26 protein-coding genes are annotated in these 25,612 nt (G+C 38.9%); 4 read left to right on the forward strand and 22 right to left on the reverse strand.

The features are described 5' to 3' along the window. Positions 1–145: 145 nt before the first annotated feature. From AB3I00_RS06515 to AB3I00_RS06565, 11 genes are all read right to left on the reverse strand, one after another. Positions 146–931 carry an acetyl-CoA carboxylase carboxyl transferase subunit alpha gene (locus AB3I00_RS06515; RefSeq protein WP_002310372.1) on the reverse strand — a complete coding sequence of 262 codons (786 nt, stop codon included), beginning with the start codon at positions 929–931 and terminating at the stop codon, positions 146–148. Next, complete coding sequence (gene accD, locus AB3I00_RS06520; protein WP_002310370.1) at positions 924–1,793, reverse strand: acetyl-CoA carboxylase, carboxyltransferase subunit beta; 870 nt, start codon at positions 1,791–1,793, stop codon at positions 924–926. The genes AB3I00_RS06515 and accD overlap by 8 nt, the downstream gene beginning before the upstream one ends. Then, positions 1,794–3,173, reverse strand: coding sequence for an acetyl-CoA carboxylase biotin carboxylase subunit (locus AB3I00_RS06525; RefSeq protein WP_202765263.1), 1,380 nt, complete (start codon positions 3,171–3,173; stop codon positions 1,794–1,796). 7 nt (positions 3,174–3,180) lie between these two features. Then, complete coding sequence (fabZ, locus tag AB3I00_RS06530; RefSeq protein WP_002310367.1) at positions 3,181–3,600, reverse strand: 3-hydroxyacyl-ACP dehydratase FabZ; 420 nt, start codon at positions 3,598–3,600, stop codon at positions 3,181–3,183. Between the two features lie 24 nt (positions 3,601–3,624). Beyond that, a complete protein-coding gene (gene accB / locus AB3I00_RS06535) occupies positions 3,625–4,101 on the reverse strand; it encodes an acetyl-CoA carboxylase biotin carboxyl carrier protein (protein WP_002341278.1) in 477 nt (158 codons plus the stop codon). A 2-nt stretch (positions 4,102–4,103) separates the two neighbouring features. Further along, positions 4,104–5,339, reverse strand: coding sequence for a beta-ketoacyl-ACP synthase II (gene fabF, locus AB3I00_RS06540; RefSeq protein WP_002344091.1), 1,236 nt, complete (start codon positions 5,337–5,339; stop codon positions 4,104–4,106). Positions 5,340–5,357: 18 nt separating this feature from the next. After that, complete coding sequence (gene fabG / locus AB3I00_RS06545; RefSeq protein ID WP_002341276.1) at positions 5,358–6,095, reverse strand: 3-oxoacyl-[acyl-carrier-protein] reductase; 738 nt, start codon at positions 6,093–6,095, stop codon at positions 5,358–5,360. An 11-nt stretch (positions 6,096–6,106) separates the two neighbouring features. Continuing rightward, a complete protein-coding gene (gene fabD / locus AB3I00_RS06550; protein ID WP_002341275.1) occupies positions 6,107–7,024 on the reverse strand; it encodes an ACP S-malonyltransferase in 918 nt (305 codons plus the stop codon). Between the two features lie 106 nt (positions 7,025–7,130). Next, positions 7,131–7,355, reverse strand: coding sequence for an acyl carrier protein (locus AB3I00_RS06555; protein ID WP_002287614.1), 225 nt, complete (start codon positions 7,353–7,355; stop codon positions 7,131–7,133). A gap of 53 nt (positions 7,356–7,408) precedes the next feature. Further along, entirely contained in the window at positions 7,409–8,371 is a 963-nt protein-coding gene (locus AB3I00_RS06560; protein ID WP_024635879.1) for a beta-ketoacyl-ACP synthase III, read from the reverse strand. A 9-nt stretch (positions 8,372–8,380) separates the two neighbouring features. Further along, a complete protein-coding gene (locus tag AB3I00_RS06565) occupies positions 8,381–8,821 on the reverse strand; it encodes a MarR family winged helix-turn-helix transcriptional regulator (protein ID WP_002310362.1) in 441 nt (146 codons plus the stop codon). 305 nt (positions 8,822–9,126) lie between these two features. On the opposite strand from AB3I00_RS06565, the gene AB3I00_RS06570 reads away from it, so the two are divergent. Then, positions 9,127–10,092 carry a GIY-YIG nuclease family protein gene (locus AB3I00_RS06570; protein ID WP_002343008.1) on the forward strand — a complete coding sequence of 322 codons (966 nt, stop codon included), beginning with the start codon at positions 9,127–9,129 and terminating at the stop codon, positions 10,090–10,092. A 56-nt stretch (positions 10,093–10,148) separates the two neighbouring features. Here the strand turns inward: AB3I00_RS06570 and AB3I00_RS06575 are convergent, their stop codons facing one another. From AB3I00_RS06575 to AB3I00_RS06600, 6 genes are all read right to left on the reverse strand, one after another. Beyond that, entirely contained in the window at positions 10,149–10,379 is a 231-nt protein-coding gene (locus AB3I00_RS06575; RefSeq protein WP_002287607.1) for a YkuJ family protein, read from the reverse strand. 85 nt (positions 10,380–10,464) lie between these two features. Beyond that, complete coding sequence (locus tag AB3I00_RS06580; protein WP_002341272.1) at positions 10,465–11,352, reverse strand: NAD(P)-dependent oxidoreductase; 888 nt, start codon at positions 11,350–11,352, stop codon at positions 10,465–10,467. An 88-nt stretch (positions 11,353–11,440) separates the two neighbouring features. Further along, entirely contained in the window at positions 11,441–12,664 is a 1,224-nt protein-coding gene (locus tag AB3I00_RS06585) for a glycosyltransferase family 4 protein (protein ID WP_368024970.1), read from the reverse strand. Between the two features lie 16 nt (positions 12,665–12,680). Continuing rightward, positions 12,681–13,727, reverse strand: a complete 1,047-nt coding sequence (locus AB3I00_RS06590) for a glycosyltransferase family 4 protein (RefSeq protein WP_002315289.1) — start codon at positions 13,725–13,727, stop codon at positions 12,681–12,683. A gap of 170 nt (positions 13,728–13,897) precedes the next feature. Further along, positions 13,898–15,625, reverse strand: a complete 1,728-nt coding sequence (gene ptsP, locus AB3I00_RS06595; RefSeq protein WP_002341270.1) for a phosphoenolpyruvate--protein phosphotransferase — start codon at positions 15,623–15,625, stop codon at positions 13,898–13,900. After that, on the reverse strand, positions 15,625–15,891 hold the full coding sequence (locus AB3I00_RS06600) for a phosphocarrier protein HPr (protein WP_002287602.1): 267 nt from the start codon (positions 15,889–15,891) through the stop codon (positions 15,625–15,627). The genes ptsP and AB3I00_RS06600 overlap by 1 nt, the downstream gene beginning before the upstream one ends. Before the next feature lie 476 nt (positions 15,892–16,367). Between AB3I00_RS06600 and AB3I00_RS06605 the strand changes: the two genes are divergently transcribed. After that, the gene (locus AB3I00_RS06605; protein WP_368024971.1) at positions 16,368–18,602 is read left to right on the forward strand and encodes an AAA family ATPase; all 2,235 of its coding nucleotides are present in this window, start codon (positions 16,368–16,370) and stop codon (positions 18,600–18,602) included. Positions 18,603–18,885: 283 nt separating this feature from the next. Further along, entirely contained in the window at positions 18,886–19,206 is a 321-nt protein-coding gene (locus AB3I00_RS06610) for a DUF1827 family protein (RefSeq protein ID WP_002315292.1), read from the forward strand. Between the two features lie 40 nt (positions 19,207–19,246). Here AB3I00_RS06610 and AB3I00_RS06615 read toward each other — a convergent pair whose 3' ends face one another. The 4 genes from AB3I00_RS06615 to AB3I00_RS06630 form a co-directional block, all read right to left on the reverse strand. Beyond that, complete coding sequence (locus AB3I00_RS06615) at positions 19,247–19,498, reverse strand: hypothetical protein (RefSeq protein WP_002315293.1); 252 nt, start codon at positions 19,496–19,498, stop codon at positions 19,247–19,249. Positions 19,499–19,789: 291 nt separating this feature from the next. Further along, positions 19,790–21,370, reverse strand: a complete 1,581-nt coding sequence (locus AB3I00_RS06620; RefSeq protein WP_002343012.1) for a peptide chain release factor 3 — start codon at positions 21,368–21,370, stop codon at positions 19,790–19,792. A gap of 395 nt (positions 21,371–21,765) precedes the next feature. After that, positions 21,766–23,142 carry a hemolysin family protein gene (locus AB3I00_RS06625; protein ID WP_002315296.1) on the reverse strand — a complete coding sequence of 459 codons (1,377 nt, stop codon included), beginning with the start codon at positions 23,140–23,142 and terminating at the stop codon, positions 21,766–21,768. Between the two features lie 127 nt (positions 23,143–23,269). Then, positions 23,270–24,388, reverse strand: a complete 1,119-nt coding sequence (locus AB3I00_RS06630) for an AI-2E family transporter (protein WP_002315297.1) — start codon at positions 24,386–24,388, stop codon at positions 23,270–23,272. Positions 24,389–24,529: 141 nt separating this feature from the next. Here AB3I00_RS06630 and AB3I00_RS06635 point away from each other — a divergent pair, with 141 nt between their 5' ends. After that, positions 24,530–24,964 carry a GNAT family N-acetyltransferase gene (locus AB3I00_RS06635; RefSeq protein ID WP_002315298.1) on the forward strand — a complete coding sequence of 145 codons (435 nt, stop codon included), beginning with the start codon at positions 24,530–24,532 and terminating at the stop codon, positions 24,962–24,964. Positions 24,965–25,046: 82 nt separating this feature from the next. On the opposite strand, the gene AB3I00_RS06640 is transcribed toward AB3I00_RS06635, so the two are convergent. Continuing rightward, on the reverse strand, positions 25,047–25,580 hold the full coding sequence (locus AB3I00_RS06640; protein ID WP_002310342.1) for a DUF402 domain-containing protein: 534 nt from the start codon (positions 25,578–25,580) through the stop codon (positions 25,047–25,049). Positions 25,581–25,612: the final 32 nt, after the last annotated feature.

A 25,612-nucleotide genomic window follows, 5' to 3' on the forward strand; every position in this document is an offset into this window, starting at 1 on the left:
CTACCTCTATACTCGTTCCTCTTTCAGAAAAAGCATTTCTTTACAAAATGACCCAAAATAAAGATTGATCACAGAAAAATTTAGAAACAAAAAACAACTAAGCGAGCAAGAATCATTCTTTACTCTTTGCTTAGTTGTTAAACACCTAATATTGTCGGAACCTCTTGTATCGTTTTTCCAATAGTTCATGCTGGTCGAATCGAACAAGTTCCGTTAATTTTTCAATCAACGCTTTTTTCATGATGTGAGCGACTTTTTGCCGTGGCAACTGCTCGCCGTTGAACGTTTCAGGAATCACTCGATCCACGATCCCTAGCTCACGTAGTTCTGGTGCAGTAATTTTCATCAACTCGGCTGCTTCTGCAGCGCGACTGCCGTCTTTCCATAAAATCGAAGCAAACCCTTCTGGGGAAAGCACAGCATAGATCGTTTCTTCTAACATCCAGACTTCATCCGCTAAACCTAGAGCAAGGGCACCGCCACTTCCACCTTCACCAATGATGACGGCGATGATTGGTACTTTTAAATCAGACATTTCGAGCAGATTTTTGGCAATTGCTTCTCCCTCGCCACGCTCTTCTGCTCCTATACCGCAATAGGCACCTGCTGTATTGATCAATGTAATCACCGGTCTATTGAACTTTTCCGCTTGCTTCATCAGTCGTAAAGCTTTGCGATAGCCTTCAGGATGAGGAGAACCAAAATTTCTGCGGATATTTTCCTGCAGATCCCTTCCTTTTTGAATACCTATCACTGTTACCGGTTTGCCATCTAATCGAGCGATGCCACCAACAATCGCTTCGTCATCTGCAAATAAACGGTCACCATGGCATTCCTCGAAAGAATCGAAGATCTCTTCAAAAAAGTCCAAGCTAGTCCATCGTTCTTTAGCTCTTGCTAACTGAACGACATCATGTGCTGTTTTATCCACGATCTATCCATCCTTTCTGTGTATGCAATTCAAGAAGCGTATGGATTTTCTGCTTCAATTCCATGCGGGGAACAATCTGATCGACGAAACCATGAGACAATAAGAATTCGGCCTTTTGGAAATCTTCTGGAAGTTCCTGCTTGATCGTCTGTTCGATGACACGTCTTCCAGCAAAACCAATCAAGCTTTGGGGTTCTGCTAAAATGATATCACCTTCCATTGCAAAACTGGCAGTTACTCCTCCGGTCGTCGGGTCTGTCAAAACAGTTAGATAAAAAAGGCCTTCATTACTGTGCCGTTTGACAGCAGCAGAGATTTTCGCCATCTGCATCAGAGAAAAGATGCCTTCTTGCATCCGAGCGCCTCCTGAAGCCGTGAACAAAACGACTGGGAGTTTTTCCTTTGTTGCTCGTTCGAATAACCTAGTGATTTTTTCTCCAACAATCGTGCCCATACTTCCCATGATAAAATTGGGATCCATCACTCCAATAATGAAGGGGATTCCCTGAATGGTTGCTTTACCAGTGAGGACTGCTTCATGGAGCCCCGTTTTATCTTGCATTTTTTTTATTTTTTCCGTATATTCAGGAAATGCTAGCGGATCTTCGGTTACAAGATCCGTATCCCATTCTTCAAAACTTTTTTCATCAATGATCAAAGCTAGACGCTGCCATGCACCGATTCGAAAAGCGTATCCGCAATGGGGGCATACTTTTTCTTCACCGATGTCTTTCGTATAAAGGATATGTTTGCAATTTGGACACTTCGCCCACATGTTATCGGGAACAGATGGCGAGTTAGCAGGTTTGCTCTCTCTATTAGGATTGATCCGAATATATTTCTTTTTCTTAAACAGAGCCATCTATGCGCCTCCTATCTCCGTTTCTGGTGTCCAATTCGGTAAAAATTCTTCTTGTAAAAATGCTGTGCTGTAATCACCTGCTATTACTGCTGGATGACTAATCAAATCCATCTGAAATTCTGCGTTCGTAATGACCCCTTCTGTGATAAATTCACTTAAGGCTCGCTGCATCTTCATCAATGCTTCAAAACGTGTATTTCCATGGACAATAATTTTCGCAATCATTGAATCATAATATGGCGGGATCGTATAGCCTGGGTAAACCGCACTGTCTACCCGCAACCCCATCCCACCTGCTGGAAGTAGCAAGTTTTGGATTTTCCCTGGTGAAGGAGCAAAATGAAAAGCGGGATTTTCTGCATTGATTCGGCACTCGATGGCGTGTCCTTGGAATACTACTTCTTCTTGACGCACATTCAAAGGTTCGCCGGCTGCTATCTCCACCTGTTTTTTTACTAAATCGATCCCTGTGACCATTTCTGTGACGGGATGTTCCACTTGGATTCGAGTATTCATCTCCATGAAATAAAAATCGCCTGCTTCATCCATCAGAAACTCGATCGTTCCGGCATTTTCATAATTGACTGCTTTAGCTGCTCGAACAGCAGCGTCTCCTAGTGCTTCTCTTTTTGATTGTGAGATCACTACAGAAGGAGATTCTTCCAGTACTTTTTGATTGTTACGTTGCAAAGAACAATCTCGTTCACCTAAATGAATGACATTGCCAAAATGATCACCTAAAATCTGAACTTCTATATGACGAGCAGGATAAATGATTTTTTCCAAATACATATCATCATTTCCAAATGCCGCTGCTGCTTCTTGCTGAGCTGAAGAAAAATGCTGTGGAAGTTCTTCTTTTGATTGAACTTTTCGAATGCCTTTCCCGCCACCGCCTGCAGCTGCTTTCAGCATCACTGGATAACCGATCCTGTCTGCTATTTCCAATGCTTCTTCTACAGTAGATAATACACCAGTACTTCCTGGGATGACCGGGACATTTGCTTCTTGCATCAATTGACGCGCATTGATTTTATTCCCCATTGCATCAATTGTTGCGCTTTTAGGACCAATAAATGTGATATTGCACTCTTCACACATGGAGGCAAACCGGCTATTTTCAGATAAAAATCCAAAACCTGGATGAATTGCTTCAGCTTTTGTTACGATTGCAGCGCTCAGTACTTCTTGAACATTCAGATATGAATCAACCGCTTTTGCCGGACCAATACAGATTGCTTCATCTGCTAGCTGTGTATGAAGTGCTTCGGCATCTGCCTCTGAATATATCGCTACGGTTTGGATCCCTAATTCGCGGCATGCACGAATGATACGCACAGCGATTTCGCCACGGTTAGCTATCAAGACTTTAGAAAACATATTTCACCTATCCAATCATAAAGGTTAATTCCGCTTCGGCTACTTTTTTACCGTCAACCTTAGCGATTCCTTTGCCTATTCCGGCTGAGGCTTTCACTTTCAATATCTCAACTTCAAGATATAAGGTATCGCCCGGTGTAACTTTCTTACGGAATTTTGCTTTGTCTAATCCGCCGAAGTAAGCCGTTTTACCCTTGAACTGTTCAAGAGAAAGTAATGCGACTGCTCCTGCTTGCGCCATTGCTTCAACAATCAGTACCCCTGGCATAACAGGCTCTTCTGGAAAATGTCCTTGAAAAAAGGGCTCGTTGATCGTTACATTTTTCTTAGCAATGATCCGTTCTCCTTCAACCATCTCTTCCACTCGATCAATCAAAAGCATTGGATAACGATGCGGAATAATTTCTTTGATTTCTTGTATGTTCATTTATTTCCCTCTTTCCTGCTTTGCTTATTTTGGCTGGATCCTAAAGAGTGGCTGCCCATATTCAACAACTGACTCGTTTTCTACAAGGATTTCTGTGATTACTCCGTCGGCCTCACTAGTTATCTCATTCATTAGTTTCATCGCTTCAATAATGCAGATAACTTCTCCTTTGGCAACTTGATCACCTTCTTTTTTGAAAGCTGGTTTGTCTGGTGCCGGTTGCAGATAAACGATTCCCACGATTGGCGAAACAACCTCGATTCCATCAAATACTACCGATTCTTTTTCCTTCGTTGGTTCTGGAACAGTTGTTGCTTGCTCAGGCATGGCGTTAACTGGCTCCGAAACTGGCAACGTTTCGTTTGTTTGAACCATATTCATGCCTCGACTTGTTTTATTTTTATTCATGTACAATTCAAATTGACCTTCACGCAAGTCAAATTCCGTTAGCGAAGATTGATCAAATTGACTAACTAATTCTCTAATTTCATTGATATCCAAAATTATTCCTCCCAGCGTTTCATACAAAGAACCGCATTATGTCCGCCAAACCCTAATGAATTGCTCATTGCATAAGTAAAGCTTGCAGGTTTGCTTTCGTTTTTGACAACTGTCAAATCAATCTCAGGATCTTGTTTTTCTACATTGATCGTAGGTGGGATAAATTGATGTTCCAATGCCATCAGAGTGGCTAATGCTTCGATCCCGCCGGCTGCTCCCAATAAATGTCCAGTCATTGATTTCGTACTGCTGACATAAGTATCTCTGAAATTTTCACCTAGTGCGAGTTGGATTGCTTTTGCTTCTGCCTGGTCATTAGCTGGCGTACTCGTTCCGTGCGCATTGATATATCCAACTTGCTCCGGCTGTATACCAGCTTCTTCCATCGCAAGCTTCATTGCTTTAGACGCACCAGAACCATCTGGAGTAGGGGCTGTCATATGGTAAGCATCACAATTTGAACCGTATCCAACGATTTCTCCATAGATTTTGGCACCGCGAGCTTGTGCATGCTCTAAAGATTCAAGAACTAGAACACCTGCTCCTTCCCCCATCACAAAACCATTTCGATTTTCATCAAACGGGATCGAACCACGATTAGGATCAGTTGATTCCGAAAGTGCAGTTAAAGCTGCAAATCCAGCAATCCCCATCTCACAAATCGTTGCTTCTGTTCCTCCAGCAAGAATGACATCTGAATAACCATGTTTGATGTTACGGAATGCTTCACCGATTGAATTCGTTCCGCTAGCACAAGCTGTTACGATAGCTGTACAGATACCTTTTGCGCCTACTCGTAAAGCAATATTTCCAGCTGCCATGTTGGCAATCGCCATTGGCACGAACATTGGAGAAACTCGTTTTGCGCCTTTTTCATGCAGACGGATAACTTGATTTTCGATTGTCGGAAGACCACCGATTCCTGATCCGATGATGACACCAAACCGGTCTTGATTCATTTTTTCTTTATCTAAACCGCTTATCTCCATTGCTTCTAAAGCAGCGTAGATCCCATAGATCGAAAACATATCCATTCGTTTGCTATCTTTTTTAATAAAATATTTATCGTAAGGGAAATCTTTGACTTCACCCGCTAAGGTAATCCCTGTTTCTGAAGCATCAAATTTAGTGATTGGTGCGATGCCATTCGTACCCTCTTTTAAGCTATTCAAAAAGCTGTCTGCGTCATTTCCAATAGGTGAAGTGACTCCATAGCCAGTAATTACCACTCGATTCATTTATTTGCTCTCCTTTTCTTATCCGTGCATGACCAATCCGCCATCGACATTGATGACTTGGCCGGTAATATATGGATTTTGTGCTAAGAAAACTGCTGTTTGTGCAACATCTTCTACTTGTCCGAAACGTTGCATTGGAATTTGCTTTTCCGCTTGCTCCTTGACTTTATCTGCTAAAACTTCCGTCATATCAGTTGTGATGAATCCTGGTGCAATGGCGTTGCATGTGATACCTCTAGTCGCAGCTTCTCGTGCAACCGATTTTGTCAATCCTACGACACCAGCTTTGCTAGCTGCATAATTTGCTTGTCCGATATTTCCAATCAATCCAGATACACTAGAGAGATTGATGATGGCCCCTTCTCGCTGCTTCATCATTTTTTTCAAAACGTGCTGTGTCATATTGAAGGTACCGATCAAATTGATATCCAGACATTTTTTGAAATCTTCTGCATCCATCCGCATCACAAGTTTGTCATTTGTGATTCCGGCATTGTTTACTAAGATATGGATCGATCCAAGCTTTTCTTCTGCTTCTTTGATCATTTGTCCTGCTTTCTCATAATCAGAGATATCGCCGGAAACTCCTACGCATTTTACACCGAATGCTTCAATTTCTTCTATCTTTTCTTTTGGAATCTCTCCGCGCCCATTCAAAATAATATTTGCTCCAGCTTTTGCAAAAGCTAAGGCCATCGCTTTGCCAATTCCTCTTGTGCTACCTGTGATAAATACATTTTTCCCTTTTACATCCATAACCTTCCTCCTTATAATTTTGCTATTGTTTCATCAAATGTCTGCTTATTCTCAACACGCAGAACTGGTATCGTTTTATCAATTTTTTTCATAAATCCGCTTAATACTTTTCCGGGACCGACTTCAATGACTTGCTCGATACCGATTGTTTTTAATTTATGGATACTCTCGTAGAAACGAACAGGTTGCATGACTTGCTGTTCAAGTAGTCCCGCTATCGTCTCTTTCTTCATTATTTCCGTTGTTGTGTTGCTGATGACTGGAAAAGAAGGGTCAGAAAATTGAATATGACTTAGATCCTTCGCCAGTTTTTTTGATGCTGGTGCTAAAATAGCTGTATGGAAAGGTCCACTGACATTTAGTGGGATCATCCTTTTGATTCCTTTTTCTTTTAAGAGCAAAACAGCTTCATCTACGGCTTTTTCTTCGCCACCGATCACGATCTGCTGAGGTGTATTGTAATTAGCAGGAGACACGATGCCGTACTTGCTTGCTTCATGACAGCTTTCCTCAATCGTCTCAATCGGTGCATTCATTACTGCGACCATTTTTCCGCTTCCAGCTGGGGCAGCTTCCGTCATATAAGCGCCTCTCTTCGCTACTAGTGCAACGGCTTCAGTGAAGGATAACGCATCACTGGCTACTAATGCCGAATATTCTCCTAAACTCAGTCCTAAAGCTGCATCTGGGACGATTCCATGCTCCTTCAATAAGCGATAATACGCAATGCTGACTGTTAGAATAGCTGGCTGTGTATATTGTGTCTGATCCAAACGTTCATTTTCTGAAAAGCAGAGGTCGGCCATATCGTAGCCGAGAATCTCACTTGCTTCATCAAATGTCTGCTTTACAACGGCTTCTTCATATAAATCTTTTCCCATACCTTGATATTGTGCACCTTGGCCACTAAATAAGAATGCTGTTTTCATGTTTTTCTCCAATATATCCAGAATATATGTTTGATTCTTCTTATTCAAAAAGGCCGAGACATCCCTATTTCAGGAAATGTCCCAGCCCCCAACCTAATTTTAATGATTATGCAGTTTGTTTTTCTACGTAAGTCACTAAATCTTGAACCGTTTTGATTCCGTCTTCTGTTTCGATTTTTACATCAAATTCATCTTCAATTTCATTGATGATTTGGAATAAATCCAAGCTGTCAGCTTCTAAGTCTTCTTGGATGTCAGTAGTCAATTTGATTTCTTCAGTTTCTTTTCCTAATTCTTCTGCAATGATTTCTTGAATTTTTTCGAATACCATAATAATATATTCCTCCGATATTGTTTGCTTTTTTATTTTTATAATTTAACAGTTTACAGCTCCATGAGGATACTTCCCCACGTTAAACCTCCGCCATAGCCTGTAAATATTACTTTCTGTTGTTTTCCCAAGGTGATCTTTCCGCTAGAAACTGCTTCATCCAATAAAATAGGGATACTTGCAGCAGAGGTATTCCCGTACTTATCCATATTGGTCAGGAATTTTTCTTGCGGCATCTTTACTTTTCGGGCGATTTTCTCAATGATCCTGAGATTTGCCTGATGCAAAAGCAGATAATCAACTGGCGTGTCTTTCATGACTTCTTGGATATTGTTTGCAACATCTCGAACGGCGAAATCAAAAATATCTCTGCCGGTCATTCGCAAATAATACGAACCTTCTGAATCTTCTGAATAGAACGGGTTTTTATTTTGCTGGTAGCCAGCAGTCAGTGAGGTACTTCTGGTACCATCAGTTGCTAATTTTTCTTTCAGCAATTTTTTTTGTGGGTTTGCTTCTAAGAGAACCCCGCCTGCTCCATCACCAAATAATACAGCAGTCGTGCGATCAGACCAATCGATTAGCTTAGACAGTGTTTCACCACCAATTACCAATCCTTTAGTTGAGCCGCAGCGGATCATTTTTTCAGCCATGCTTAACGCATAAACAAATCCTGAGCATGCCGCGCTGATATCGAAAGCAATAGCATTAGCTGCTCCCAATTTTCCTTGTACTTGTGCTGCTACAGATGGTGTCGTGTAATCGGGCGACATTGTTGCTACTAAGATAAAATCCAAATCTTTAGGGTTCAGCTTTTTTTGTTGCATCAATTTTTCCGCCACTAAGATGCATAAATCAGATGTCTCCTGATTTGTTACACATCTTCGTTCACGAATACCCGTCCTTGATGAAATCCATTCATCCGAGGTATCCATCATCTTGGAAAGATCATTATTCGTAATGATCTTTTCAGGAAGGACGCTGGCTGTTGCAGTAATCATTCCAAATTGTTCCATTAAATATCCTCACTTATAGTCTTGCAAGAAGTCATGCAAGTTTTTCAGTGCATCCAGCAAGGCATGCTGTTCTTCCGTAGCCATTCCTTCTAAGATGTTCTTGACCATTTCACGATGAAAATGCTGATGGACCCGAAACAGTAACTTTCCTTTTTTCGTTAGTCCCAACTTTACAACACGACGGTCATCTTCACTGCGGATACGTTCGACATAGCCTTTTTTTACTAACTTGTTAATAGCAGTGGTCAAGGTCCCAACAGTAATTGATAGTTCTTTGGCTACTTCTGAAGTTGTTTTTTTCTTGTACATCCCGATTGCCTCGATCGTGTGCATCTCTGTGATTGACAGATCTTTGAATTGAGATTTTTTCAACTCAGACTCTTCGATTGTCAAAATATCATTGAAGACACTAACAAGATAATCATTTACTGTTTTTAAATCTGGTTCCATGTTCCACCGTCCACTAATTAGTTTGATTATCAAATCTTTTGATGTTCAAACTATATCTTAACTTTTTTCAAAATGCAACCGTAAAAGTTCATTTTTTTGCTATATGAGTTTATTTTAAGATTTTACTCATTTAAAAAAACTGATAAATCAGCATTTTTTATTTACTTTATTAGAAAAACTATTATACTGACATATTTTGATTATCAAAGTATTTCTTGTTGATAGAATGATCCAATTTCCTAAAACTTGTCCATTATTTCAAAATTTGTTATAGTCTTTTTATTCAAAGCGTGAAAGGAGACCCTATGTTAAAAGAAAAAATAAAAAATCTCCCCATGCTGCCGGGTGTCTATCTTATGAAAAACCAAGAAGGGATGGTCATCTATGTTGGTAAAGCAAAACGGCTCAAAAATAGAGTAAGCAGCTATTTTCATCAGAATAAACAGCATTCAAAAAAAGTATTACGTATGATTCATCATATAACAGATTTTGATTTCGTCGTAGTAGATACAGAATTAGATGCTTTGTTGCTTGAGTGTCAACTGATCCAACATTACCGTCCTTTTTATAACCGACAAATGAATTATTTCAGTAACTACAATTATGTACATATTTCCAATAAGGGATTTGTATTAACAGATACTCCTACGGCTCGAACATACGGGCCTTTTCGTCTCTATAAAAAAATGCCGTCTATTTTGCGTATAATGGAAGAAACGTATCAAATGCCTTGGTTGTCTGAAATCAGCTTATTAGCTTTGCGAGTCCAGCTTCCAGACTTACAGGAAATGACTTTTGAACAGAAAAAGAAGGAGATCCAAGGACTGTTTCAGGGTCGCAATAAAAAACTGCTGACTTACTTGAAAAAGAGACAACAACATTTCATCTATCAGCTGAATTTCGAAAAAGCTGGCATGCTTCAAAAAGATATCGAATTAGTTACTTATTTCATCAGACGGATCCAAGAACAAAAGCAGTTTTTAAGAACACCATCCCTCACATTCAGCATGCCACTGGCAGCGGATGAAAGTCAGAAAAAGCACTACCTTATTTGTTACGGACAGCTTGCAGAAACAATGATTGCTTCTGGGGACAATCCACCTGACTTTTATTATGAAAAAAAAGAAGCTCATTTATCTTTGAAACGCCAATTATCAAAAGAAGAAATCGATCCTGTACAAATTTTGATTAGTTACCGCAAAAAATTAGAAAAGGAACAGATCGAAATGGAACAATTAAACAAAAAAGAAGCTGAAAAGCAACTAAATTAGCTGCTTCTCGGCTTCTTTTAGGCATCTTCAACTTCAAATGTCAATTATCCTAAAATTTATTGGATTAAGTCATAGATTTCCATCGCTACGATATCGATATTATCGAATTCGTATTGCTGATGAGTATCTGTTTCAGTTAATTCAAACGTATCGGTCGCTTTATCATAAGTTACTGTACACTTTTCTACGCCTTCTTTTTCAAAACGGCGAACTTGCAGTTCATTATCTGCTGACTCGACCATAGCCTCCAGTCGTTTTATGATTGCGACTAATTGTGAATGTGTCATCGGAGGTCCTCCTTTTCTTATTTCTGTTATATTGTATCAAAAGCATAGCCTACTTGCATTGATTTTCTCTAAAAAAACTCGTTTTTTATGATTTTTTTTCTGGTATTTTCCCTTCAGGCCACCAAAGTTTGATCAACGCTTGTGTTCCGTCATTCTCAAAACCTTTATCTGCCAACTCTTCATATAGTTTCAATGCTTGGATGGTTGCTGGCAATACAAGGTTCATTTTTTCTGCTTCTTCTAATGCAATCTTTAAATCTTTGATAAAATGTTTGACAAAAAAACCAGGCGTGTAGTCTTCTTTCAAGATACGTGGGGAATAATTACTTAAAGACCAGTTAGCTGCACTTCCTCCCGAAAGTGTCTCAATCACTTTTTCTAAATCGAGACCGTTTTTTTGTGCATAGACAAGCATTTCCGTCATTCCTGTCATCGTGCCTGCGATCATGATTTGATTGGCCATTTTCGTATGCTGACCTTTCCCAGCAGAGCCATGCAATGTAAATGTCGTACCAAATTCCTTGAATAAAGGAAGTACTTGATCATAGACCGATTCTTCTCCACCTACCATGATTGTCAGTGTGCCATTCTTTGCTCCTAAGTCACCGCCTGACACCGGTGCATCTAACGCATCTGCACCTTTTTCTTTTGCTGTTTTTGCAATTTTTTCTGCCAGAGTTGGTGTACTTGTAGTCAAATCAACTAAAATACGTCCTGAGACATCTGCAGAAAAAATCCCCGATTCTCCATAGTAGATTTCTTCTACATCTTTAGGATAACCTACCATTGTGAACAGAATATTGCTTTGTTCTGCTACAGCCTTTGGTGTATCCGCCCAGACAGCTCCTTCTGTTACTAAAGGATCAGCTTTTGCTTTTGTCCGATTATAAACAGCGACTTCGTGACCTGCTTCTAGTAGATGGCGTACAACAGCACTTCCCATAACGCCTGTTCCGATAAAACCTAGTTTCATTCTTTCGACCTCCTAAAAATCAAAAATCCTTGCTTCTATGCTAGTATACGCTAGAAACAAGGATTTTTTTATAAAAAATGTTTGAATTTTATCTTTTAAATGAATTTAATTTGATTTTGATTCGTTCAATCGAATCTTCTTCTTCTTTTCTTCGCATCTCTTCTTCATGGTAAACAACCATATCTTGATAAAATTCGATCATGGCTTCGCCGAAATGAGTAGACGAAATGTCATAAAGTTTGGCTTCTAAAACCTTCGAATCTCTAGGGACTTCACTGGAAATATAATCAATAAGTGCGGGTGCAAAGTCTTCATCGGTTTCAAAAGTTTTCCCTAATGAAGGATGATCGAACAATCGGTTCAAATAAGCATTTCCTTCTACGACACAAGGCGTGCCGGCTGCCATCGCTTCGGTATAAGTAAGCCCTTGTGTCTCTGAAGTAGAAGCACTGACAAAATAATCTGCCGCTTTATAATAAAGGGCTACATCATTATTGTTCACTTCTCCTGTGAACTGCACAAATTCTTCTAACTGCAGTTCGGAAATCAATTCCTCTAACTCTTCTACATAAGGACCTTTTCCTACAATAACTAATCTGGCATTAGGGTAAGCCGAGATAACCTGAGGAAATCCGTTAACCAATGCTTGGATATTTTTCTCATAAGAAATCCTGCTTAAAGAAAGAATCATCAGATGATTTTCCTGAAGTCCTAACGACTCCCTTAATTTGTTGATATCCTCCTGAGTGATATCAGAACGTTTGAACTTCTCAATGTCGATACCAGTAGGAATCACACGAAGCGGTGCTACTACACCATAGCTACGTAATGTATCAATAACACGTTCACTTGGACAGACTACACCTGTCGTATGATTGGCAAATAATCTGGATAAATATTTTACATGGGATTGCCTGATTACTTTTCCTTTACCGATATAATGAAGGTAATCTTCATACATCGTATGGTAAGTATGGATCAGGGGTATTTTCAACTTCTTAGCTACCATCTTCCCGAGTATTCCTGCTCCGAATTCTGTATGGGTATGGATCAGATCTAATTCTAGTTCTTTGGCAACCAAATAAGCATACCACATGCCTCTAACAACAACTCTTCGATCCTTGAAAGAAATAAACGGTACACTTGGCATTCGAATCACATCTTTTTCCAACTTGTCCGCATTAGGATCGGTTGTCGTAAAGATATAGACTTCATGCCCATGTTTTTCTAATTCTTGTTTTAATGTTTTGATCGATGTAGCCACTCCGCTGACTTGCGGAAAGTAGGTATCGGTAAAAAAGCCGATTTTCATGTTTTTCGCCTCCAAACTAGTCCTTTGTCTGATGTACTTTTTTTAATTTGCTAGAGACTTTTTCATTCAGCACACTTTCATATACGTTTTTTAGTTCTTCACCGATTTTATTGATACTTCGTTCTTTTGCTGTTTGATAACCGGCTTGTGTCAAACTCGGTAGCTCTTCATTGGTAATCTGTTGAATCAGTTGGATAAACGCTTCGTTTGTCTTCCCCATATAGCAGTTCTTGCTATCTTCTAACCAGCCATTATACACTGGAATATCTCGAACAAGTACATTTTGCTTGCTTGCTAAAGCTTCTAAAACAACAATTCCTTCCGTCTCTTCATAAGAAGGAAAAAAGAATAGATCTGCACCAGAATATGCTCCTTCGATGATTTCCCCTCGTATATATCCAGGAAACAGAACATTCTCAGGATGGTCTTCTTTTACAATTTTCCGGATGTTTCGAGGAATCGAGTACATCGGAACATGACCAAACCAAATGAATGTATAGTCGGGCATCTTCTTAGCAATTTCTACGAAATCAATGATTCCTTTACGTTCGAAAAACAAACCGACACAAATGATTACTTTTTGATCCGGAGATAGTTTGAAATACTCTCTGAACTTTTGTTCTTTCATTGGATCAGGGCGATATTTCTCTAGGTCGATCCCATTGGAAATAGCTTGAATCGGTACACGGATACCATAGCTTTCCAACAACTGTTTTGAATAAGGTGTTGGCGTGATCAAATAGTCCGCTTTTTGGTACAATCCCACCAAATATTTTTTTACAATAGGAGAAAGCTGGTTCGATCCGATAAAGGAATTTCGGAAGTCTTCCTCTGTTGAATGCGCATGATAGACAACTTTTTTACCTTCTCTTCTGGCTTTATTGACCATATTATGACTATTGATTCCGTATGTATTGATGTGCAGGATGTCATAATCATCTTTGTCGTCTAGTGTATAAGAGATACCGACTTCCGTCAGAGCACGTTTTTGATGATCAAGCGCACGCCCGATGCCAGATTTTGCAAGCATCTTTTCACTTTCAAAATATAATAATACCTTCACCTTACGTCCCCCTTCATTTATATAGTATAACATAGCCTCCAAACTGTCACTCAAACTTAAGCCCTATTTTTGTCTAATCTTGCTGACAAAAACGTTTTCTTAAAAAAGAACAGAAAACAAAAAAGCTGGCGTAGCTCTTTTACAAGCTACACCAGTTTTTGATACGTTGTTTATTTTACATATTCATGAACAAGTTCAACGACTTCTTCCATCGTATCGCATTCTTTCAATGCACGATCAGCAAGTTCAGCCATTTTCGCTGTGTCCAAGCGTTTCATTAAACTGCGTGTTTTAAGAATAGATGTCGCGCTCATTGAGAACTCATCTAGACCCATACCTACTAGCAACGGAACAGCGGTTTGATCTCCAGCCATTTCTCCACACATACCTGCCCATTTTCCTTCAGCGTGTGCTGCATCAATTACATTTTTGATTAAACGTAAGATTGATGGGTTATATGGTTGGTACAAGTAAGAAACGCGTTCATTCATACGGTCTGCTGCCATTGTGTATTGAATCAAATCGTTCGTACCTACGGAGAAGAAATCCACTTCTTTTGCAAACTTGTCTGCTAAGACTGCTGCTGCTGGAATCTCAATCATGATGCCGACTTGGATTGTATCAGATACTTCCTTGCCTTCACTGATCAATTTTTGTTTTTCTTCTTCAAAGATCGCTTTTGCTGCGCGGAATTCTTTGAGCGTAGCTACCATAGGGAACATGATACGTAAGTTACCATGAACAGATGCACGAAGTAATGCACGCATTTGTGTGCGGAACATTTCGTCACCTTGTTCAGATAAACTGATACGTAATGCACGATATCCTAAGAATGGATTCATTTCATGAGGTAATTGCAGATATGGTAGTTCTTTATCCCCGCCGATGTCCATTGTACGAACAACAACTGGTTTTCCTTCCATACCTTCTAATACAGCTTTGTAAGCTTCGTATTGGTCATCTTCTGTTGGGAAGTCCGGAGAATCCATATATAGAAATTCAGTACGGTACAGACCAACTGCTTCTCCACCATTGTTATGAACACCAACTAGATCTTTTGGTGTTCCGATGTTTGCAGCTAATTCAAAATGCTTGCCGTCAGCTGTGACAGTTTCTGCATTTTTTAGTTTTTCCCATTCTGCTTTTTGTGCTGCGTAATCCGCACCTGCTTTTTCAAATTCAGCTTTTTGTTCCTCTGTAGGATCGATGATCACATCGCCTTCGATCCCGTTAACAGCCAACATATCGCCTTCTTTGACTTTAGCAGTGATTTCTTTTGTCCCAACGATCGCTGGGATTTCTAAAGAACGTGCCATGATAGCAGAATGTGAAGTACGTCCACCAATATCTGTTACAAACGCTTTTACAAAATTGCGATCTAATTGTGCTGTATCACTTGGAGTCAAGTCATGTGCAACAACGACCACTTCTTCGTTGATCATTGATGGATTTGGTAAAGTAACGCCTAATAAGTGCGCTAAAATACGTTTAGCAACGTCACGAATATCTGCAGCACGCTCTTGCATGTAAGCATTGTCTTCCATTGCTTCGAACATACCGATATACATATCCGTTACTTCTTTTAGCGCTGATTCAGCATTTACGCTGTTGTCTTTAATGTTTTGCTTGATTTGACCTACCATTTCTGGATCTGAAAGAACCATCAAATGGGCATCAAATACTTGCGCTTCTGCTTCACCTAAGCTTTGCGCTGCTTTTTCACGAATTTGCTGCAATTCTTCAGTAGATTTAGCTAATGCAGCATCCAAACGAGCTTCTTCAGCCGCAGTATCTTCTACTGTTGCCTTACTGAATGTTAAATCCGGTTGAACTAGCAGGTAAGCTTTTGCAACGGCTACACCGTCACTAGCGGCAATCCCTTTTAGCATTTCAACCATTATTCAGATAAGCCTTCTTTCTTCATTGTTTCAACGATTGCTGCCATTGCGTCAGCTTCGTCAGCACCTTCTGCAGTGATAGTAACATCAGAACCTTGACCTACACCTAAAGACATAACGCCCATGATTGATTTCAAGTTTACTGATTTACCTTTATACTCTAAGTTTACATCAGAGTTAAATTTGCTTGCTGTTTGTACTAATAATGTAGCTGGACGTGCGTGGATCCCAGTTTCTGCTACTACGTGAAATTCTTTCTTTTCCATATTAATCGGTCTCCTTTAAGTGAGTGTTGTTTTTATGTGAGGGTTTTCTTTTTTAGTAATTCAGAGAATCCTAACAAGTGTCACCCTTTCATCTGTAAAGATTAACATTTTTTTTCGTTAGATACAACAGTTTTCATTCAATTTCAGATAAAAGTATTCAAATTATTCCGGATTCTTTTTCATCCTTTTCTTCACATTTTATAACAAACGTGTTTATTTTCTTTTTCTTGTCGCTCTCTCTTCTCCTGACGTTCATCATTCTTTCCTTTGACCTTCTTTGTTTTTATATGAAACGAATTACTTGCTTCCCTTTCGATTTTTAGTATAATAAGAATCAAAGGTCAGGAATGGTCAACAGACATTTTACCTTTACTACCTCATAAATCCCTAAAAAATAGGGGTTATTCTTTTACCTCATGAAAAACGAGATGTAAAATATGGATGTACCCATTTTTGTGAAAGGACGTGAATGATTCATGCTTTGTCAAAACTGCGGCAAGAATGAGGCAACGATTCACTTGTATGCCACTGTCAATGGTCAGCGGACACAACTTGATTATTGTCAGAGCTGTTATCAAAAAATCAAAAATCAGCAAAATGGAGGTCTAACTAGTATGGCCCAAAACGACCCATTTGGATTTGGCAGTTTGGACGATCTTTTCCGTTCCATGTCTCGCCAAATGCAACAGCAAGGAAACTATGAGCAAACACCGCCAACACAATTTGGTGGAAACAACAACTTCAATGGTGGACAACCACCTCAAGGAAATACGGAAGGTTTACTAGGAGAATACGGAATCAACATCACTGAACAAGCTCGACAAGGGGATATCGACCCTGTGATCGGTCGTGATGATGAAATCAAACGTGTCATCGAAATTTTAAATCGCCGAACTAAGAACAACCCTGTCTTGATTGGTGAACCTGGTGTTGGTAAAACAGCAGTTGTTGAAGGGTTAGCACAAAAAATCGTAGATGGCGATGTCCCACAAAAATTAATGGACAAAGAAGTCATTCGTTTAGATGTCGTATCCTTAGTCCAAGGTACTGGTATACGAGGTCAATTTGAAGAACGTATGCAAAAATTGATTGAAGAAATTCGTCAAGCAGAAAATGTGATCCTATTTATAGATGAAGTGCATGAAATCGTCGGCGCTGGTTCCGCAGGCGACGGAAACATGGATGCTGGTAATATTTTAAAACCTGCTTTAGCTCGAGGAGAATTGCAGATGGTTGGTGCTACTACCTTAAACGAGTACCGCATCATCGAAAAAGATGCTGCCTTAGAGCGTCGTATGCAACCGGTACGAGTAGATGAACCAACTGTCGAAGAAACGATCAGTATCTTGAAAGGACTGCAAAAACGTTATGAAGACTATCATCATGTAAAATATACTGATGAAGCCATCGAAGCAGCCGCAACTTTATCCAATCGTTACGTCCAAGATCGCTTCTTGCCGGATAAAGCCATCGATTTGCTAGATGAAACAGGTTCTAAGAAAAATTTAACGATCCAAATCGTTGATCCTAAAACGATCGAGAAAAAACTGCAAGAAGCGGAAGAACAAAAAGTTCTTGCTTCTCGAGAAGAAGATTTCGAAAAAGCGGCTTATTACCGTGACCAGATCAACAAACTTCAAAAAATGAAAGAACGCCAGCTCACTGAAGAAGAAACACCTGTCATCACCGAAAAAGATATGGAAAAAATCGTTGAACAACGAACAGGTATTCCGGTGGGTGAATTAAAAGAAAAAGAACAGACACAATTGAAAAACTTAGCAGATGACTTGAAGGCTCATGTCATTGGTCAAGATAACGCTGTAGACCGTGTAGCGAAAGCAATTCGCCGAAACCGTGTTGGATTGAACAAACAGAATCGTCCAATTGGCTCCTTCTTATTTGTCGGACCAACCGGTGTAGGTAAAACAGAACTTGCCAAACAGCTTGCCTATGAATTATTCGGTTCACAAGATTCAATGATTCGTTTCGATATGTCTGAATACATGGAAAAACACAGTGTCTCTAAATTGATTGGTTCTCCTCCAGGTTATGTTGGATACGAAGAAGCTGGTCAATTAACAGAAAAAGTTCGGAGAAATCCTTACAGTCTTGTCTTATTAGATGAAGTTGAAAAAGCTCATCCAGATGTTTTGCACATGTTCTTGCAAATCTTAGATGATGGCCGATTGACGGACGCACAAGGAAGAACCGTCAGCTTTAAAGATACGATCATCATTATGACAAGTAATGCCGGTACTGGTAAAGTAGAAGCAAATGTTGGCTTTGGTGCGGCACGTGAAGGTGTTACTCGTTCGGTATTAAATCAATTGAATAATTACTTTACACCAGAGTTTCTAAATCGTTTTGACGGAATCATCGAATTCAGTGCTTTGTCAAAAGAAAACTTGATGACCATCGTTACACTGATGCTAGACGATGTCAATCAAATGCTGACAGCACAGCAACTTCATATCGAAGTTCCTACGAATGTCAAAGAAAAATTAGTTGACTTAGGTTATGATCCATCCATGGGTGCTCGTCCCCTTCGACGAACAATCCAAGAACAAATCGAAGATGGCATCGCTGAATTTTACCTTGACCACCCTTCTATTCACGAGCTGAAAGCAAAATTGGATAAGGATGGAAAAATCATCGTGACTTCTAAACCAGAACGTTTAGCAAAAGAATCAACCGAAGAAACGGCTGAGTAAACCTAGTATGTATATAGAGGCTGGGACAGAAGCGTTTAACTCCAAGAAATAAGAAGGAATTCACGAAAATTGCTTTTCAAATTTTTGTGAATTTCAGCTTATTTCCGAAGGAGTTGCTTCTGCTTCCGCCGTTTATACGTGTTTAGAGCGTGAGATAAAAGTGTTCTTTACTTTTGTCCCACGCTCTCTTTTTTCAGAAAAGTCAAAATACTGTTCATTTTATAAAAAAGAAATTATAATAAGAGAAACAAGCAATTAAAAATACATAAAAGAGGTGAGCGCCATGAAATTGGTAAATGTAACAAACAGCCATTCCCGTCTTGTATTGAACCAGCTTGAAAACACTGATGCCCATCTGGTCAAAGTCTACACAGCCGGAAATACCACTATTGTCTACACTGAAGCCCCTGAACATAATGAAATTTTGTTAATCAATGATAAACGTAAAATCCAGCCGAAAGAAATTGAAGAAGCTAAAAATTATTTCTTGGATAAAATCAAAGATGCTGTTTACCACGAGGATGAAATCAAAGTAATCGAATTGGCCGGGCTTGTTGAAATCTCTATTCCAAAACACGAATTAGGCGCGACGTTAGCCGTTTAATCAACTTTTTGAACATAATTAAAGAAGCAAATGAGACGATTCACGCCTCATTTGTTTCTTTTGCTTTCTGGCTCTTTATTTTTTTACGCTTCTTTTGTGTCTTTCTCTTTTCATTTTTTGATCTACTCGTATCTTTATTTTTTACTTTTTCTTCTTTCTGGATGATTGATCGCACTTCTTGTGCAATCTGCTCGTTTTTGTCCCAGTCTTTTACATCCAACAATCGACATAATCGTAACATTTCTGCTTTTTTCTGTTTTTTTCTTTGACGCCTTTGCCATTCTGTTTCCATTTCACAAACCCTCCTCTCTTTAATAGTATGTACGCAAAGTAATTTTTATATTTTTTTAGATTAGACATTTTTTATAGTTTTAAATGATAAAAAGAACCGTAACGGAAAATCCGTCACGGCTATCAACAAAGTATAAGAATTTATTTTCAAAATTTTTTATTTGCACTTGAAACTGAGTGGCAGACTCGTGGTTTCTTGATAAACGGTATTCAACCAAATCAAAAACAGGAGAAACTGTTTTTGTTTGGCTTTCTTTATTACTTGATGCAACGCAATTTTTTTACAACCTCTTTACATCAAACTTTTTAATTTTACATTAGGATATTTATCCGCAAACCAACGTTCCGCAAATTGGTTCTCAAATAAGAACAACGGCTGATCAAAACGATCACGCGCTAAGATATTACGGCTTGAACTCATCTTCTCATCCAAATCTTCCGGATCAATCCAGCGAGCAATTTTGTGCCCCATCGGAGACATGATGACTTCTGCATTGTACTCATTTAACATACGATATTGGAATACTTCGAATTGCAACTGACCAACAGCCCCAATGATATATTCTTCCGTTAGATATGTTTTATAAAGCTGAATCGCTCCTTCTTGAACCAATTGATAGATTCCTTTATGGAAGGATTTTTGTTTCATGACATTTTTAGCAGTCACTTTCATGAACAGCTCTGGAGTAAATGAAGGAAGTTCTTCATAAGCAACTTTTAGTTTACCTTCGAACAATGTATCCCCAATCTGATAATTACCAGTATCATATACACCGATAATATCACCTGCTACTGCTTTTTCGACATTCTCTCTCGAATCTGCCATAAATTGCGTAACATTGCTTAATTTCAATTTTTTATTTGTACGTTCTAACCAGACATCCATTCCTCGCTCGAATGTTCCAGAACAGATTCGGACAAAAGCGATTCGGTCACGATGGGCTGGGTTCATATTTGCTTGTATCTTGAATACGAAACCTGAAAATTCTTCTTCATAAGGGCTTACCATCTGATCATCTTGTGTTTTATGCCCATAAGGAGCTGGTGCTAATTCAACGAAAGTTTCTAAAAAAGTCTGTACACCGAAATTAGTTAATGCAGAACCAAAAAATACTGGTGTCTGATCGCCACGAGCAATTTTTTCTTGATTAAATGCATCTCCAGCTTCTTTAAGTAGTTCTACTTCTTCTAAAACTTGTTCATATAAGGAATTTTCAGTTAAAGGATGATTATCAGGAAGCAGACCATCTTCATCCAATTCTACTAAACGTTCTCCTTGATAATTTTCCGGACGATAAAACTCTACACGATTATGGTAAATATCATAAAGACCTTCTAAACCTTTTCCCATACCAATTGGCCAATTCATCGGATAAGACTCGATATCTAACAACTCTTCTAATTCTTCTAACAGTTCTAATGGTTCGCGACCATCACGATCTAGTTTGTTGATAAAAGTAAAAATCGGGATGCCACGTTTTTTAACCACTTGAAACAATTTCTTTGTCTGTGCTTCAATCCCTTTGGCACTGTCGATTACCATGACCGCACTATCCACGGCCATCAAAGTACGGTAAGTATCTTCAGAAAAATCTTCATGTCCTGGCGTGTCCAAGATATTTACTCGTTTTCCTTGATAATCAAACTGCATAACAGAACTAGTGACAGATATTCCACGTTGTTTCTCGATTTCCATCCAGTCTGATTTGGCAAAATTACCTGTTTTCTTTCCTTTTACAGTTCCAGCTTGACGGATAGCTCCACCAAACAATAGTAATTGTTCTGTAATCGTTGTTTTCCCCGCATCCGGATGGGAAATGATCGCAAATGTTCTGCGATTGTCCACTTGCTGCTTTAATTCTGGATTATTCATAACCTAACTCCATTTCTTCCATTCAATTATTTATATTTTCTAGACAGATTGTCTGTTCTCTTAAGGAAAGACAATTTCATATAGGGCTGTGGCAAAAGCCGTGTCGCCGTCCCTTTTTCCGAGTAAACGGTGTTTAAAAGCTTGCATCGGTAATAATCCCCACCAACCCAAAAACAGGAGAAGCTGTTTTTGCTTGGCTGTTATTATTACTTGATACAGGCCAGCTTTTTTACAACCTCTGTTAATTACTACAACTGAATCAGTATAGCATGGATTCAGCGAATGAAAAAGCCACCAAATCATAAGAGTCAAATATTTTTGTCAGCTGACTAAAGAAAAGACATGTTGCTTGTTTATTCAAGCAACACGTCTTTCTTTTATAACCAAGTTTCCAATTATCTTCTTGGTTCGTCATCTTCGAATTCTTTTCTGAAGTATCGGCGTTCTTCTTCAGGTTCCGCTTCTGTTTCTTCCGGATCATGAAAAATGACACGGATTTTAAGGATTCGAGAACCTTCCATTTCTTCAGAAACCAGCGTAATATTATCGACATCAAACGATAACTTTTCTCCTTCATCTGGAATCATGCCTAATGCTGTAATCAAATAACCAGCCATCGTGTCTACATCACTCATATGCAAATCACTGTCAAAAGCTTCATTGAATTCATCAATCAGCATTCGTCCTTGGATAATATATTCGTGTTCATCGATTTTTTCATAAAGATTCTCAACTTCATCTGATTCATCATCGATTTCTCCGACGATTTCTTCTAAAAGATCTTCTAATGTTGCTAAACCAACGACACCGCCATATTCATCCAATAAAATAGCCATTTGATTCTGTGTCTTTTTCATTTCATATAATAGATCATCAATAAAGACCGTTTCAGGAACGAATAAAGGCTCCTGCATGATTTTTTTGATATCTAAATGATCAAAGCCAAATTTATGGGCTGCTTTTAGTAAATTCTTTGTATGAAGGATTCCAACTACCTTATCTTTGTCCTCATTATATACAGGAATTCTTGAATAGTTTTCCGATAAAACTTCATTCACATTTTCTTCCACAGTGTCATTGATATCAATCATAAATGCATCCGTTCGTGGGACCATTACTTCTCGGGCAACTTTCGTATCAAGAGAAAAAACCCCTTGGAGCATTTCCAATTCTTCGTTGTTCAATACGCCTTCGTTTTCAAGCATATAACGCATTTCATCTCTGGTCATTTTTGAATCTTCATCATCAAAGGTCATCGGTGTGATACGTGCCAACAAACTTGTGGAAGCAGAAAGCAACCAGACAAAGGGCTTAGCTACTACGCCGATCAAGCGTATCAGCCCTGAAGTGAACTTTGCGACTTCTTCTGATTTATTTAAAGCAATACGTTTAGGGTACAATTCTCCAAAAACAATCGATACATAGGTCAAAATAGCCAGCACAATGATATTTGCAATATTTTTTGCCGCTGTACCGCCACCTAATACCGGAGCTAACCGTTCCGATAAAGTATTCGCTAGTGACGCACCAGACAAAATGTTGACCAAAGTGATTCCTACTTGGATTGTCGATAGGAAATTATTTGGATTCTGCAATATTTTTAAAAGCTTTTGAGATTTCACATCTCCTTCATCAGCTTTTTGCTCGATTCGATTCTTATTGATCGAAACAACAGCAATTTCGGAAGCTGCTAAAAAAGCATTGATCAATGTCAAAACGATCAATAATAAAATCTGCGCTAACAGCGACTGACTCTCAGGGTCAGCATTCATAATCGCATTCTCTCCTTATAAAATTAATTTTTAGTTTACGATAGAAAAAAACGTGGCACTATAGCCACGTTAAAATGGTATCACAAAGCAATTTTCTTTGCAATAAAAACAAGTGTACTAAAACTATCTACGAGGTCGTAGCAATTTTTTTCTTGTTTTCATTTTGTTTATCTTCCTTGATGATTTTGATTATATAGGAAATGATTGTCTTGCAGATTGCATAAAAAGGAACACCTAAGAAGATACCAAGCAATCCGGCAATGTTTCCTGCTACTAGAAGGACGATAATGATCGTTAATGGATGGATCTTCAGTGATTTCCCAATTACATTCGGATAAATGATGTTTCCATCTAACTGTTGGACGATTAGTACAACTAAACAACAAAGCAATGCTTTTATCGGATCGTTGAAGATCGTCACTAAAAATGCAGGTGCTAGCCCTAGATAAGGTCCTAAATATGGTATCAGGTTCGTCAATCCTGCAATGACCCCAAACAAGAAAGCATAATCTACACCGATGATCATATAACCTAAAAATGTAAAAGTGCCGACGAATAGACATTCAATTGCTTGTCCACTAATATAATTAGCTAATGTTTTATTCAGCTGTCCCAATAATTCCACAATTTGATTTCTTCTTTTCTCTGGGAAAAACTGTTGGATGTTTGGCACTAGTTTTTCGCCATCTTTCAACATATAGAACAAGATGAAGGGTGCCGTAATGATCACTACGGTTGCCGAAGCAATCGTTCCAACGATCGAACCTAAACTGTTGGAAACGCCACTAAGGAATTGTTGGATGATCGTCCCGTAAGAAATATCTAATTGTTCAAAATATTTATTGATATCAACTTCCTTGAACACAGGCAATTCGGCAACCTCTTTTAACCAATTTTCGACCTGTTTGATAAAATCAGGCATATTGGATGCCAATGAGGAAATTTGCTGTACTAGACTTGGAATGACACTGAGTAAAATCCAAATAATTGCTGCAACTAAAAGGAGCAGCACAATTGCGACAGCCCATATTCTTTTGATTTTTGCTTTCATCAGCAGCTTGACGATAGGATTCAGCAAATAGTAAAGAAAGCCTGCAATCAGTACGGGTGCAAATAACGTGGAAAAAAATGTCCCGATCGGTTCAAAAATAAAATTTATTTCTGATGAAATCATGATTAGTGCAGCTATGATCAATAATTCAAGCGACCAAAACATTAGTTTAGACTGTCTAAGTTTTTCAAACAATAGATTTCCTCCTTTCTTTCTTCCTAGTATATATTATATTCGCTAAAAATTCTTTTATTCTTTTTTTATTTTTGAAAACTTTCCATACTTTTTATTTATTTTATTTTCCAGTATACTATACGAAAGGAAGGTGGCTAGACCATGAAAGTTGTACAAACAAAAGATACAATGAGCGATATTTACTTAGATGCTGTAAGAATCAGACATCAAGTCTTTGTAGTCGAACAAGGTGTCCCTTTGTCTCGAGAAATAGATAAAGATGAAGCACATTGCATCCATTTCGTCTTGTACTCAGATAAAAAAGAACCGCAAGGAACTGTACGTCTTTTGCCTTTAGAAAACGGAAAAATGAAATTACAGCGAATGGCGATTCTTTCTGAATACAGACACCAAGGCTTAGGTAAGCTATTGATTGAAGAAGCAGAAACCTTTGCTAAGAATCAAGGCTATAATACGATTTTATTAGGAGCGCAGTCTACAGCGGAAGCTTTTTACGAAAAGCTTGGTTACATAGCTTACGGTGAGCCTTTTGAAGACGCTGGCATGCCTCACATTTATATGAAAAAGACTTTATAAAAAATTTTTCGAAAAAAAAAAAAACAAAAAAACAGCAAGCTTTTGAGAAAGATTTCTCACTGGCTTACTGTTTTTTTTGCGTTTACTTACGCGACAATTGCTTGTAACGGTCATACCAAATATCAATATAGCCTTCTGAGAACGGGCCATCTCCATTATTGATCCAGTCAACCAGAATCTTCACATTTTCTTTTAGGATGAAGTCAATATCGTTCGGGTAATTCATCATTTTGCTGTGCATCTCGTACTCATCGACATCCAATAGTCGTTTCTCGCCGTCAGGAAACACCTTGATATCCAAGTCATAGTCGATATATTTCAAGGCCTCATCGTCCAGCAAAAAAGGTGAAGCTAGATTACAATAATAGGAAACCCCCTTTTCTCTGATCATTGCTATTACATTGAACCAGTATTTTTTATGAAAATACACAATCGCTGGTTCGCGCGTTACCCATCGGCGTCCGTCAGATTCAGTGACTAATGTGTGATCATTCACGCCGATCATAGAGTGTTCGCTTGTTTTCAATACCATGGTATCTCGCCACGTTCGATGCAATCTGCCGTCGTGCTTGTAACTTTGGATCGTCACAAACTCTCCTTCTTTTGGAACTCCCATAGCAACCCTTCCTTAAGCAGCATTTTGTGCTT

Origin of the sequence: Enterococcus sp. C76, from assembly GCF_040886985.1 — a bacterium.
GTDB lineage: Bacteria > Bacillota > Bacilli > Lactobacillales > Enterococcaceae > Enterococcus_B > Enterococcus_B lactis.